This is a genomic window from Bifidobacterium catenulatum DSM 16992 = JCM 1194 = LMG 11043, from assembly GCF_001025195.1.
Lineage (GTDB): Bacteria > Actinomycetota > Actinomycetes > Actinomycetales > Bifidobacteriaceae > Bifidobacterium > Bifidobacterium catenulatum.
In genome coordinates this window covers 1,694,706-1,707,883 of the sequence record NZ_AP012325.1, presented here as the reverse complement: position 1 = coordinate 1,707,883, position 13,178 = coordinate 1,694,706, and the positions used below count along the sequence as shown (strand labels likewise).

At 50.9% G+C, this 13,178-nt stretch carries 11 protein-coding genes and 3 pseudogenes; 9 read left to right on the top strand and 5 right to left on the bottom strand.

Features of this window, described 5'->3' with window-relative positions:
- Positions 1-5 precede the first annotated feature (5 nt).
- From BBCT_RS07145 to BBCT_RS07135, 4 genes are all read left to right on the top strand, one after another.
- Complete coding sequence (locus BBCT_RS07145) at positions 6-1,016, top strand: glycosyltransferase family 2 protein (RefSeq protein WP_050776546.1); 1,011 nt, start codon at positions 6-8, stop codon at positions 1,014-1,016.
- Positions 1,017-1,101: 85 nt separating this feature from the next.
- Positions 1,102-1,224 (top strand): hypothetical protein, encoded by a 123-nt coding sequence (locus BBCT_RS09645; protein WP_003835496.1) that lies wholly within the window; start codon positions 1,102-1,104, stop codon positions 1,222-1,224.
- Positions 1,225-1,297: 73 nt separating this feature from the next.
- On the top strand, positions 1,298-2,833 hold the full coding sequence (locus BBCT_RS07140; RefSeq protein ID WP_033512965.1) for a lipopolysaccharide biosynthesis protein: 1,536 nt from the start codon (positions 1,298-1,300) through the stop codon (positions 2,831-2,833).
- Positions 2,834-2,997: 164 nt separating this feature from the next.
- The gene (locus tag BBCT_RS07135; protein ID WP_033512963.1) at positions 2,998-3,960 is read left to right on the top strand and encodes a glycosyltransferase family 2 protein; all 963 of its coding nucleotides are present in this window, start codon (positions 2,998-3,000) and stop codon (positions 3,958-3,960) included.
- Positions 3,961-4,862: 902 nt separating this feature from the next.
- Here BBCT_RS07135 and BBCT_RS07125 read toward each other — a convergent pair.
- Together BBCT_RS07125 and BBCT_RS07120 are read right to left on the bottom strand one after the other, a co-directional pair.
- Complete coding sequence (locus tag BBCT_RS07125) at positions 4,863-5,237, bottom strand: glycosyltransferase family 2 protein (RefSeq protein WP_047750677.1); 375 nt, start codon at positions 5,235-5,237, stop codon at positions 4,863-4,865.
- A 517-nt stretch (positions 5,238-5,754) separates the two neighbouring features.
- A complete protein-coding gene (locus tag BBCT_RS07120) occupies positions 5,755-6,906 on the bottom strand; it encodes a glycosyltransferase (protein WP_003835490.1) in 1,152 nt (383 codons plus the stop codon).
- A 188-nt stretch (positions 6,907-7,094) separates the two neighbouring features.
- On the opposite strand from BBCT_RS07120, the gene BBCT_RS07115 reads away from it, so the two are divergent.
- Together BBCT_RS07115 and BBCT_RS07110 are read left to right on the top strand one after the other, a co-directional pair.
- Complete coding sequence (locus BBCT_RS07115; protein ID WP_003835489.1) at positions 7,095-7,946, top strand: hypothetical protein; 852 nt, start codon at positions 7,095-7,097, stop codon at positions 7,944-7,946.
- A gap of 26 nt (positions 7,947-7,972) precedes the next feature.
- A complete protein-coding gene (locus BBCT_RS07110) occupies positions 7,973-8,866 on the top strand; it encodes a DUF4012 domain-containing protein (RefSeq protein WP_003835488.1) in 894 nt (297 codons plus the stop codon).
- Positions 8,867-8,908: 42 nt separating this feature from the next.
- Here BBCT_RS07110 and BBCT_RS09790 read toward each other — a convergent pair.
- The 3 genes and pseudogenes from BBCT_RS09790 to BBCT_RS09375 form a co-directional block, all read right to left on the bottom strand.
- Positions 8,909-9,388, bottom strand: a pseudogene (locus BBCT_RS09790) (ATP-binding protein); the annotation flags it as partial.
- Between the two features lie 252 nt (positions 9,389-9,640).
- Positions 9,641-10,708: pseudogene (gene istA, locus BBCT_RS09785) on the bottom strand (IS21 family transposase); the annotation flags it as partial.
- 153 nt (positions 10,709-10,861) lie between these two features.
- Positions 10,862-11,308, bottom strand: coding sequence for a transposase (locus BBCT_RS09375; RefSeq protein WP_003835486.1), 447 nt, complete (start codon positions 11,306-11,308; stop codon positions 10,862-10,864).
- A 108-nt stretch (positions 11,309-11,416) separates the two neighbouring features.
- On the opposite strand from BBCT_RS09375, the gene BBCT_RS07095 reads away from it, so the two are divergent.
- The 3 genes and pseudogenes from BBCT_RS07095 (at position 11,417) to BBCT_RS07090 (ending at position 13,177) form a co-directional block, all read left to right on the top strand.
- A complete protein-coding gene (locus tag BBCT_RS07095; protein ID WP_003835485.1) occupies positions 11,417-11,743 on the top strand; it encodes a hypothetical protein in 327 nt (108 codons plus the stop codon).
- Between the two features lie 124 nt (positions 11,744-11,867).
- Positions 11,868-12,026: pseudogene (locus tag BBCT_RS09190) on the top strand (IS256 family transposase); the annotation flags it as partial.
- A gap of 68 nt (positions 12,027-12,094) precedes the next feature.
- Entirely contained in the window at positions 12,095-13,177 is a 1,083-nt protein-coding gene (locus BBCT_RS07090; protein WP_160245613.1) for an acyltransferase family protein, read from the top strand.
- Position 13,178: the final 1 nt, after the last annotated feature.

Here is a 13,178-nt window from a genome sequence, read left to right as displayed (position 1 = left end):
TCACTATGGATTTAGTAAGCGTCATCATCCCCATATACGGGGTGGAACAGTATCTCGACCGATGCGTCCGTAGCGTGGTGAACCAGTCGTATGCTCACTTGGAGATTATTCTGGTAGATGACGGCAGCACAGACCGGTGCCCGGCAATGTGCGATGCTTGGGCCAATAAGGATTCGCGTATTCAGGTGATTCACAAGCCCAACGGCGGTCTCTCCTCTGCCCGTAATGCCGGATTGGATATGGCGACTGGCGAGTTCATCGCCTTCGTTGACAGCGACGATTACGTGGAACCGGATTACATCGCCACCATGATCGACGCCGCACAGAAGAATCATGCTGATCTCGTTATGTGCTCGGTATTCCATGAGGACGCTGACGGAAACGCCATCGAGCAGACCGCTCCCGTCCGTCGTAAGGAATACGCGCCGATAACGGACACGCTCAGGACATGTTCTGGCATAGATTGCATGAGGCAGCGTGGTGAGGAAAACGGTGTGGACAATGTGGTGGCGTGGAACAAACTGTATCGGTGCCAGCTGTGGAAAGACCTCCGATATCCAGTAGGGAAACTGCACGAGGATGAGTTCGTGACATATAGGATTTTCGGACGGACACGTACGGCAGTGCTGTTGCCGGAACGTCTGTACCACTACATCGAACGTACCGGCAGCATCATGCATACCAAGTATACCTTGCAATCCCTTGACATTATCGAAGCGTTGATTGGCAAAGTGCGTTTTCTGCTGGATGAGGGGGCCATGGATCTGTTCCCTGTGTTCTTCAGCCAGCTCAAGGATTCGATATACAAAGCAAGGCAGTTGGATTGGTCGGATGCCCAAGTGCATAAGAGGCTAAAGGAATTGTTCCGGATGTTCCGTACAATTCCATGGAGTAGCATACGGTACTTGCCTTTTAAAGATCAGGTCAATTATATGGGAACACGACTCTGCCCGTTTTTGTTCTGGGGACGCAAGACATACGGCGAGAAAGGTGCCGTGAAAGGGGATACGCAATGAAGACCTCACTGACCATTTAACATACGACTCCATATCACAACGAATAAGTATTCGTTTCCGCAGGCATTTGCCGCGTAGAAAGCTATTGAGCGAAGTCATCGACTCCTTTATGCCGCGTCAGCAGTACTTCTACGACGTGTGCAAGAAGATGTCCGGTCTGGAGAACATCGCTAAGAATCTGAAACGAATTGTGAAAGAGATATATTGACGGCAACGTGTAATCAAGAGATGTAACGCATTGCTGAATATTGGCAAATAATCAATAAGCAATAGGTGGAATTGTGGGAGATAAAAAACAACTGCTCGTAAATATGATTGCGAGCTTGGTGAATTTTGTGGTTTCCATCGGCATCGGTTTATTTCTTACCCCGTATGTCGTGCATAATATCGGTGCAGAGGCATATGGATTTGTCGGATTGGCCAGCACGTTTGTGGGTTATGCGCAGCTGTTCACTGTTGCACTTACCTCAGTGGCAGGACGTTTTATTACGGTTGCATATCATGAGGGGAACGAACTTAAAGCGAACCGATATTATTCGTCCACTCTTGCGGCCAATGCTGTTATGGTATTTGCACTTACGATAATTGCAATTCCAGTAATCCTGTTTCTCGACAAATTGGTAAATATCTCTCCCCACCTTGTTGGTGACGTGAAGATGCTGTTCACTTTTATATTTTTGCAGTTTGTCATCACAACAATATCCACAGTATATTCTGTAGCTACATTCGTAAAAAACAAACTTTATCTGAGCAGCATCGCTAACCTGGTTTTTTCTTTTGTGCGTGTAGCAGTCATGGTTGTGCTTTTTGGCATGTTGCCTCCGAAAGTCTGCTATGTAGGTCTGGCCGTATGCTTGGCGTCTGCGGTATTGACAATAATGAATCGATTCTATACGCGTGTATTGCTTCCTGATATATCGTTTCGTTGGAATTTAGTATCGTGGGCAAGTGTCCGCGAGATGCTTGAGGCTGGAATCTGGAATGTCGTTACTAAGTTACAGCAGATTATGATGTTCGGCCTGCAATTATTGGTGGCAAATCTTATGGTTAGTCCATATCTTATGGGCATGTTATCTGTCGCGCAGACTGTCCCGAATCAGATTAGCAGTCTGACGATTACTGTGGCAAGCCTGTTCTATCCTGAACAGACAAAATATTATGCGCAGGGCAAGCGTGATGAATTAGTTGATGATATTAAGTCCGGTATGAAAGTATCTGGCTTCTTCACCAATATCGTTTTTGTGGTACTTCTGGTTGTGGGTTATGATTTCATGCGTCTATGGCAACATGGTCAAGATACAACTCTATTGTACGAGCTGCTCACATTGACAATGTTAGGATTGCTGGCTTCTGGAGTTGCTGTGACATTGCAAAATCTACCGCTGATTGTTAACCGTTTGAAGAAATATTCTATTGGATGGCTTGTTTACAGCGCGATATCCATGGTCGTGCTGATTACCTCTATCGAGATTTTGCCGAAATGGGGTGTGTTCCTCGTGGCTGCAATTCCACCTCTATTCGAATTCTTTGCTAATGTGACATTTGTGCCTGTATATGCGGCTAGATGTTTGCATGTCAGGAAGTTCGAATTCTATCCGATTTATATACGGTATTTCGCTTCTACTGCAGTGGCGGCTGTGGCTTGCTGGGGAATTAGGAGCATATTTGGCCTTATCGCTGATAATTGGATTTCATTGATTCTGACGTGCTGCCTATATGCTTTAGTTACGCTGTGTGTAGATATGTGCCTGCTGCTGGGGCAGAAGGAGCGTTCTCTATTGTCTGATATGGTGAAGAGGAAACTTCATATTGCTTAGCGGAAAGTAATTAATGGCGATTCTCTCGACAGTGTGAGAGGGTGCGAACGGCCAAATTTGGAAAGCTAATCGTGATGACTGGCCGGCAAAGCCCATATCCCTTTCTAAGGTAATTAGAGATGCTAAGGTAATTAGAGATGTAGAGGGAACAAACAGGTGGAAACATGAGCGAACAGTCGTTGATCAGCGTTATTGTGCCCGTATATAACGTGGAGCGGTCACTGGATCGTTGCGTACGCAGCATAACGGAACAAACCTACCGGCATCTTGAGATAATTCTGGTCGATGACGGTTCCCCAGATGAGTGCCCGCGAATGTGCGATGAATGGGCTGGACAGGATGATCGTATTCGGGTGGTTCACAAGCCCAATGGTGGCTTGTCCGATGCTAGGAATGCTGGTTTGAATGTCATGCATGGCGATTTCGTTGCGTTCGTAGATAGTGACGATTATGTGGAGCCGGATTATGTGGATAGTCTGTATGTCGGCATCGCTGATGCCGACATGTCTGTGTGCTCCATCATCTGCGAGGACTCCGCTGGAAAGTTGCGGAAGGGAAGTGAACCGATTACGGAGAAGCGGTCCGCTGTATCTTCTGAGGAATATTTGCGCCATGCCTTATTGGATTGGCGGCTGGTAGTCGCTTGTAACAAGCTGTATGCGGCTTCGATTTGGAATCAGCTGCGTTTCCCGGTCGGGCGCGTCCATGAAGACGAGTATGTGCTGCACCAAGTGGTGGGCCGATGTAAGAACATCAATGTATTGCCGGACGGGCTCTACCACTATGTTTCTACGGATAACAGCATCACGCATAGCGGTTTTAGTATCAGGAACCTTGACCGCTTGGAGGCCTTGGTGCAGCGGCTGGAGCACTGCGTGGGCAAAAACTATCGGCAATGCGCGGCTTTGACCTTTGACAAGTTCATCGAGGATCTTGATTTCGCATCCGGGCTGGACTGGTCAGATCGGGCGATTCATGCCAGGCTTGGTGAGATTTTCGCGCAGTTAAGACATGTGCCGCTCTCCGCCGGGTCATTCTTATCCACTAAGCGGTGTGTGCAGTTTCTCGGTCTATGGTTTGTCCCATTCCTTACGGAATGGGTGTTGAGGAAGGCCAAGCATCTGTGAGCGAAGGCTTCTTGAATCTCCCTTTGAGGCAGGAAGCTCATAAAATTGCCGTTTGAACAGTATCTGGGAAGGTGGATTTAGATTGCCGATTCGAAAGATGCGGCTGAACTATTAAGGAGTCCTGAAAACGTATCTCGGCATGGAAATTATCTGGTAGTGCCCGAAAAGTTGCGCACTACCATCAGTAATGAAAGTAGTATTTAGAACATAAGACAGTGTCGTACGCACTGCTGAGTGTCGTTCCGTCGAGGTGCTGATGCTGAGACGCTATTTAAACTTCTGCGTGGAATACAGGTTGTTGCATTTATCGGTAATTCCTTGAATGTTTCATCAGATATACAGTTAACAGTATGAATGCTTTGAGTCCTGCCAGCATTTCTCTAAAACGCTTGGCTCCCAAGTGCGCCCATGGCAGGTGTGGTAGGTGCCGTGCCATTAGTTTTTGCAGTGTATGGCATAGAAGCTTTTTCTCACGGCCGTCAGGCAGCTGCTTGATGCAGAAGTACACTACGACCAGCTCATGCATGATATGGTAAGAGGCCTGCTTGCGGAAATTAGGGAAAAACGACGAAAAATATTCATATTCTTTTTCTCCGGACTCCATCCATGAATTGAGATTCACTGAAGGACTAGAAGCGGAATGGGAAGTTGAATCAGCGTGTTCTCGATACTGATAGCCGTTATCGCTATATACCACTATTCTCGATGCTCGAGTGCATAATTTCCCCATCATTAATGCGTCGGCGCGTACTCTGAATGATTCGAACTGCAAACCGTCATATAGGGATTTGTCGACTAGCGAAGACCACATATAAGAAGGGATTTCGTTATAGAGCCATGCGCGGATAATGTCATGTTGACCAGAATAGACATATTCCCCATCTTGTTTGATGGATTGTTTACTACGCGGATTGGCTATTGCGATAGAAGCGGCATGATTTTTTTTTCGTATTATACAAATGCTCAATATATGAAGTTTCTATCGTATCGTCACTGTCTACCCAAGCAATAAGTCCGCTATGAGCGTGTGAAATCCCGGTATTACGTGCGGCTGCTTCACCGGAATTCGACTGATGTATGACGGAGATTCGATTATCTTTAGCCGACCATTGGTCGCAGACTTTTTCGCTTCCGTCCGTTGATCCATCATCAACGAGAATGATTTCTAATTCGCGATATGTTTGGCTGACAATGCTGTTTAGGCATTCGTCAAGATACTGTATGGCGTTATACACAGGGATGATTACTGCAATATCAGGATGAAAAGTAGGGGGCATGGCTCGCTATTTCCTTTGAAAGATTTAATGCAATTGCTTATAGATATAGTACGCTCCTGCCTCGTCGGTAAAAGGGTGGGCAAGCCGGTACTTCGTTTTCAACGTGTCGACGATTACCATCGTCAAATCGCCGTACTATTATGCCGCAAGCATCTTGGTGCGAGGCTGCCGCTGAGGCGTTTGCCGACGAACTGCTAGAATTGCAGGACCAATATGGGCGTTGCACTTCTAAATAGACACCGGGGTTCTACGAGAGTTGGTCGGTCTGGGGTGGCTCGCACAATAGGCTGTCGCCATATATGCGCGACGGCGGCCTTGCTGACATTGCTGTATGGCGCTCCTGCGATGAGGTGCGCATGGCAGACGATGCTCGGCATAATTACGTATTGCATGGTATGGCTGTTTGCCGGCATCACGCTTCACGAAGAGACCGTAAGCTGGACGGTCGGCATGCTGCGGAACCTTCTAGCGAAGAGATGGTCGATTCGGAAATTTCTGTAACCCGTGCAAAATCCGTTCAGCCCAGATAGCTTTCCTGCACGCTGTCAAGCATGCGTTGCGATGTGAACTTATCGAGATACGTGCTGCGAATGATGTCGTAGGAGAATTTTCCATCGTGGGAACGCTCGGAAATAACACGCTTCACTTGCCGAACGCCGTCTTCCACGTCGCCGACGTTGAAAAGATAACCGTTCACGCCAGGCCGCACCACCTCGTTGCTACCGGTCACATTCGTAGCCACAATGGGCACGCCGGCACGCAATGCCTCGACTAGCGAATACGGCAGACCCTCGTATAACGAGGTCAGCAGATACACGTCGAACGCAGTGACGATACGTTCCGCATCATCACGGTAACCCAGCAGATGCACGTTGCTGCCGAGACCATGATCCGCGACAAAGCGCGACACATCATCTTGCAGGTTGCCATCTCCCACGCAGACGAAATGCGCGAGGGGATTATGCTCGACCACTGTTTTGGCAATCCGGACGAACGTCATCGGATCTTTCTGCTTGGCAAGGCGCACGGTGGAACCGATGACAACGGCCCCATGCGGCAGATCGGACAAGCCCAGCATTTCCAAGGCCTCGTCGCGTGAAGGCAACGTGATGTCGGGAATGCCGTTATACACGACCTTGAACTTATCGGGCTTGTCAATCCGATTTTGCAAAGCGATGTCGCGCTCGCCCTTCGACACGTTGAACGTGCATGTAGTCAGAAAATGGCTGCACATACGTTCGAGAAAAGCGAAGAAGCGCTTCTTTGACTCGGAGAACTCCCATGCTTGGAATGCGTACGCATGGGGTGTATAAAACACCTTTGGCACATGTCTTCCAAAGGCCGCCGAACGTCCGATGATGCCGGCTTTCGAACTGTGGCAGTGGAGAATGTCGGGTTTGATTTTCTTGATGAGCCCACGTATGCGCAGCCAGGCTTTGACATCATTGCTCATGGAGAGATCTCGGACCAGTTCGGGAACGGGAATGAGCGTCGCGTGCTGGTCCATTTCGGGGATTGCGTTGCGATAGTAGTCATCCATTCGGCTGGTTCCGTAGGCGACGGTCACATCGAATTTGCTGTGGTCGATGCCGTTGACAATATCCACGACGTTACGTCCGCAGCCGCCCATGGCTTCTTGGACGATAAGCAGCCGTTTCCTCTCCTCCATGGCCGTGCTCCCACCCCCCCTATTATTTCAGGCATTTTGATGCGTGAACGTGGTTGACACTTGCTGTCCGGTATCATACCCTCCCCTATGTATGTTTTTTGGATTGGAGGGATTCCCTCTTTATGACTTGCCATTCGTATAGGATGAGGGAGCACGGATGGAAATAGAACGAAGGGAATACTGGGAACATGGCGGAAAACGAGTTCAGGGAATGGCCGGAAGTGCGTACCCCGAATGGGACTCATGGTGCTAGTGGCTCAAGAACCTACGATTTCCCTCTGACCGATGAAGACAGACTTGCTGGGGAGGGAGTTTCCAGAGGTCTTTCGATTGGCAGCATCGAGGGGACTGTGGAGGAAGCGGCGCAGCGAGGATTCGTATATCGTCACCGTCGTGAGCTGGTGGGGATTGTTGCGGTTGTTGCGGTTGTTGCGGTTGTTACGAGTGTAGCTTGGGGATTCCGCCAGCACGTCGACAGTCAAGAGGTGCTGAGTTCCTGTCAGCAATCCGTGAGCATCTATCAGGCCAATACGGAACGCTTGAAGAAAACCGTCGATGGTGCTGCTGATGATCTGCAGATTGCGGAGAGCCAGGTGCAGGATCCGAAAACTGTGACGGCACTGCATGCTGCAGTGGATGCGGGCAACGACAAGACGAAAATCGATGCAAGCTGCGATGCGTCGGCTTCGGTCGAGGACAACCAGTCCAGTGATGAGAAGATTACCGAGGCCACTCGTCGATTGGGAGACAAGGTCGAAGCGATTCTCAGTGCCAAGGCCGCGGTGGAACGTTCCAAGAATGCTCGTGACGTTTCCGTGGCCAAGGCTGATCTGGTCAACAAAGTCAATGAGGGCCAAAGCGTGCTTGGCACGGTGAAGTCCAATGATTTGAATGCCAGGCAGAATCTATCCGCTGCATTGAACGATTCACAGCAGATGGCTATTATGTCCTCTTCCGCCGATCCGAACGAATACCTTAAGCAAACCAGTAAATTGCAGAACGCCATCGACAAGCTCAACGCGACGGCAATCGCTCAATAATACAAGAGGAATAACGAGGGGGAAGCATGGCCAACCATGCGGATAATGCTCAGGTGAAGAGCCAAGCAAAGGGGAGTACGGGGAAGAAGGTCGCCATTGCGGTGGTGGCCATTCTTGGTGTCATCGTCGTTTATTGCGCGTTGTTGGTTGGGCGCGTGCTGCAAGCGAAGAAACACCTCACCCAAGCGGTGTCCATCGTCCAATCGGCCAATATCGGTTCCGATATGACTTCCGACTTGTCCGCTTTGACGGGCAAAACAGCGCAGCTCCAGCAGGAAACCAAGGCTGCTCGATCACAGACTGATGGCATTGTGTGGCGGATTGGTACGGTGATTCCCTATTTCGGAGATGACTTGTCAGCCGCGCGCACGGCCGTGACGGCTTTGGACACCGTTTCCAATGACGTGATTCCTGCAGTATCCGATTCGCTGACCAACCTGCAGAAAAACAGCGCCGCGGGCAATACACTGGATATCAAGTCGTTGTCATCGGCTGCGAATGCGATCGTGAAGGCGAACGCGGCAGTGCAGACGCAGTCCAAAGCCTTGGAGAACGCGCCTACGCCGCATATTGGCAAAGTTCGTGACGCTTTGTCAACAGGCAAAACTTTGTTCGCCAAACTGGCCGATCAGAGCGACCAAATCAGCAAGGTCGTATCCATGTTCTCCCAACTGACGAACGGAGGGGAAGGAAAGTACCTGATTCTGGTACAGAGCAACGCTGAGGCGCAAGCCGCCGGTGGTGTTCCCGGCTCCGTCGGATCGTTGGAAGTCAAGGACGGCAAGAGCGGATGGAACGGCGAACTGTCCGATGATCCCAAGCAGCCGGAAACCGGATTGTTCGTCAACGAAATGGGCTGGTCGAAGATGGATTGGTACGCCAAACGCAATGCCGTGGTGACCAAGACGAAGTGTATTTAGTCAAGTTGGCGTTTCGTGATTAGTCACGAAAAATTTTCGGTTTTAGTCAAGGAGCGCTCCGGCCTGTTCCTTTGTTTTCTCTTTGGATCCGGACGCCAGCTCCGTGGGCGTCCTGCCGAACATGAGCGCCTCGCTGACGCGGCGGCTCTGCCCGGTGAACTCGAGCAGACGTCCGTGGTGCATGATCCTGTCGATGATCGCGGCCGCGAGTTTGTCGTCCGCGAATATCGTGCCCCATTTGCCGGACTCGATGTTCGTGGTGAACACGATGCTCCGCCTCTCGTAGCTGCCCGCGATTATCTGGTAGAGCAGGCGGGCCCCGTCGATGTCGAACGGCACGTAGCCGAACTCGTCCAGAATGATCAGGTCGGCCCTGCCGACGTCCCTGAGCATCGCGTCGAGGTTCCCGTCGCGTTTGGCCTTGCCGAGCTGTAGCACGAGCTCCGCGGTCTGGTGGAACCGCACGTTCAGGCCCCGTTCCACGGCCCTCATGCCCAGCCCAATCGCGAGGATCGTGACGCCTGCCTTGTCTGCCCCGCCGGTCGATTCGAGGACCGTGAGCATCGCCTCGACCGCGTTGGCCCAGCCGGATTCCCGATCCACGCGTTTGAGGGTCTGCAACGCCCCGCGCCGCGCCGTCTCGTCCTGCAGGTCGAGCCATTCGCGCAACGGGTCGGGCAGCATCTGCCGTACGAGGCTGTTGCGCCACGCGTTCGGCCTGTTGCAGAGCATCGCCAGCTGCATGGACGGATCCTCGCTGCTGGTGCTGGCCTGGCCGTAAGCCCTCGGATGCGCGGCCAGGCGGGTCCCCTCAACGTCGAGTATCTCTATCTCGAGGGCACGCAGGCCGACGAGCACGTCACAGCGCGCGTGGGACGTGTCCGTGGAATAGCGGTGCCTGCCGTCGAGCGTGACCACGCCGTACTTGTCGGTCCTCATGCGCCTCCACGCGACCGCGTCGAAGCGCTTGGCGGGCAGGGACAGCAGTGCGCCGCGGTCCTCCGCGAACAGGCAGACCTCCTCCTCGTCCTTGGCGTGGTGGGGTTTCCTGCCGAGTTCCAGGCATCTGCCCGGGAGCCTGGAGTTGAAGTTCTCCAGGTTCCACACGTTCGGCTTGGGAACGAAGAGCTTGCGGCGGATCATGCCGACCTTCGCCTCGACCGCGCCCTTCTCGTGTCCGGCGTACGGGGAGCACAGGGAGCAGTCGAATCCGTAGTGCGCCTGGAACGCCTGGAACAGGCGGGTCCAGCGGATCCCGCCGCTGGACCTGCGTCCCACGCCCGCGGCGTTGTCGAACACGATGCGTTCGGGCATGCCCCCGAGCCATTCGAACAGGTCCAGCAGCGCCTGGCACGTGCACTCCGCGTTCTCGCCGGGCATGAGCTGCGCCAGGCCGATGTTCGAGTACGGGAAGTCCAGCACGAAATGGCGCATGCGCTGGACCGCGCCCCTGTAAATCACGTCAACCTCGCCGAAATCGGCCTGGGCCTCGCCCGGATGCCATACCAGATCCATGAACGCGTCGCGGGGCTCCACGGCGGATTCGCGTCTGAGCCTGGCCACGGCCCTGGTCACGGTCGACAGCGACACCTCGACGCCGTGCTCGTCGCGCAGACGCTCCCATATCCGGGTAGCGGTGTGCCGCTGCTTGCGCCAGTTGCCGCGGTCCCCCGCGAGCCACTGCTCGATCAGGGGCAGGTACGGGTCGATCACCGACCCGCGTCGTTTCCTTACGGGTGGTTTCTCGGACAGGTCATCCATCCGAAGATACTTTCGCACCGTGGGCTCGCTCACGTGCTGCTTGCGCGCTATCGACGCTATGGATTCGCCGTTCCTTCTCATACGGCGGATAGACTGTATCTGGGGCATGCTGATCATTTGCCTTTCCGGCCCTTTCTGTTGGAGATATGAAGCACCATCCAGTTAAGGCCTGCGGGTGGTCGGCATGCTCTTTGCCTAAACCCGAAAAAATTTCGTGACTAAATCGTTAATTCCTTATTGAACACAAACAGCCTCTCGTTTCAGTTCCTCGGGCACGGGCCCGTGCCTCAGCTTGCGCCGGCCGGGCGCGAGCTCGTCGATCCACGCCATGAGCAGCTCCTTGCTTTTCGGATATCCCAGCATCCGCATGGTACGGCCGGGCCGCCTGCCGTATTCGAGGTAGTGGTCCACCGCGGCCTGTTTCTGCTCGTCGCTGTAGCGCCTGTAGCGTTCCCCGCGCCTGGAGGGGACGCCGGTGCGTTCCTCCTCGAGCCGGTCCGCGTACCACGACAGCAACGCGCCCTTGCTGGGATAGCCGAGTTCGTGTATCACGTCCGCGGCGCTGTGCTCGTATTTGATGTACAGGTCCACGGCCCTGTCGCGCTGCTCCTTGCTGTACTTCGCCATAAGGGGGTTCTCCTCCCGGTCGGGAAGTCCAAAAAACGTCACCACCTCGGTCATAATTGTCTGCTGATTCCATCTCGGGAAACAATCAAGCGAACAGAAGCTCTTGATGCGCTTTTAAAAGCGTTCCTGTCTGATGATGAAGAGCTTGCAAAGACGCTAAAATTGGCTGATGCAGACCCTTTGATTCATGATTTTGCCTGCGTTTTGATTGCTCATATCAATCTAGTCCAGAGCACTGGTATGCGTACTGGTGTCGCTAAACAGATTGAGATTTTTGTCAAGCGTATGCAACGCCATTGTGATTGGTATCACAATCAGGAGAGCGTCCATGACCACCTTACACAGCAATTCGATGCTATTGAGTTGTTGCTGACAAGAGCCGTCGAGTTTAATCGGATGCGTGATGAAGAGACTCTTTCAGAATGTCAAAGAATTCTTGCTCAGACAGCCATACAGGCGACCGGTGCTTCGTGGCCCAAGACTGGCTAGCAAAAAACGCGAGAAGTCACCAATCCTTCAAATAATCGGTGATTGCTTTGTCAGGTCTGAGGCAGTTCAATAGATTCCTAGCATCGGGACTGTGGGAGATGAATGAATCAGCTGGATCTGGGGAATCAGGCGGCATACCCGCGTCGTCGGTAGTTTCCCCGACTGGAATAGCGCCTTGATGTTCGTCTGCTAGTGCATCCGATACGCCGTCGCGAGGGAATGGTCAACCCGTTGCTACCTGGACATGTCCCGGTTTGATGACAAACTTGAGGGGGTTAGCTGATTATTGCACCATAAACTGTCATGATTCAAAGTGCACAATTTATCAGACACTACCGATTGGGAAGACGAATGGGAGAAGAAGTTTATCATATTTCCCTGCGTACATCGCAAATGATTAATGTCGTTAGGCTGATCATGATTATCGGGGTGATATATGTACATACTATACCGGTTCTAGATACAATCGACTCTCCAATAATCACTGCTTTTGCATCTCTTATGCGAGGTCCTATCGGAACTTCTGGCATAGCTTTATTTTTCTTTTTGTCGTCAATATTGACATATAAAAAAGAGTTTGCATTTAAAAGCAATTTCCGAAAGAAGTGCTCATCGTTACTTCTTCCTTATGTGGCTTTTATATCATTTTGGATATTAGTTGTATTCGTGATGCAACTTTACGATCCGCTTCTTGCGCTCTTCCATTTCGATAGTCAGGTTGTTCTCTGGGGTAAACCCGTTATTCAGTGGTCGCTTTTAGATTGGTTCGACGCATATACTGGTTTTGTCCATGGAGCCCCTTTTGTTTATCCATTCTGGTTTATTCGTGATTTATTTCTAGTTAATATTTTCGCTAGTTTAATAAAAAAAGCAGTAGATTCCAACCCCTATATTTCCGGGATTGTTCTACTAGCTATGTCAATAGCATTAATGCAAATCGGTGCTTATGGATTAACTCTATTTAGTTTTACTCTCGGGTATTACGTTGTTAAATTTGACATTTCATTGGAGAAAGTCGACAATATAAATATTGGTCTAATTCTTGTGGGTTATATTGCAATTATCTCATGTTTCTCCATTCCATTTAAATGTATATACTACGTATTAGTTTTTCCGCTAGTCATTGTGGCAAATATATTATGTTTACGAATAGGATATTATCTTATCGATAAAAAGCATGATAAATATTTGTTAAAAATTGCTCCTTGGTCTTTTGGAATATTTTGTTTCCACGAATACTTTTTGCGATTCTTTAGAAAAATAGCTTCTTTGATTATTCCTCAAATTCCAGTCCTTGTTATAATTGAATATTGCATACTGCCAATAGTTCTTTGTTTGTTCTGTTTGCTTATTTGCAAAATATTAAATTCGCTTCCTTTTAGCCCGTTAAAATTGCTGCTTGGGGGAAGAGGCAGCAAATCTTCAAAAAGGTGAA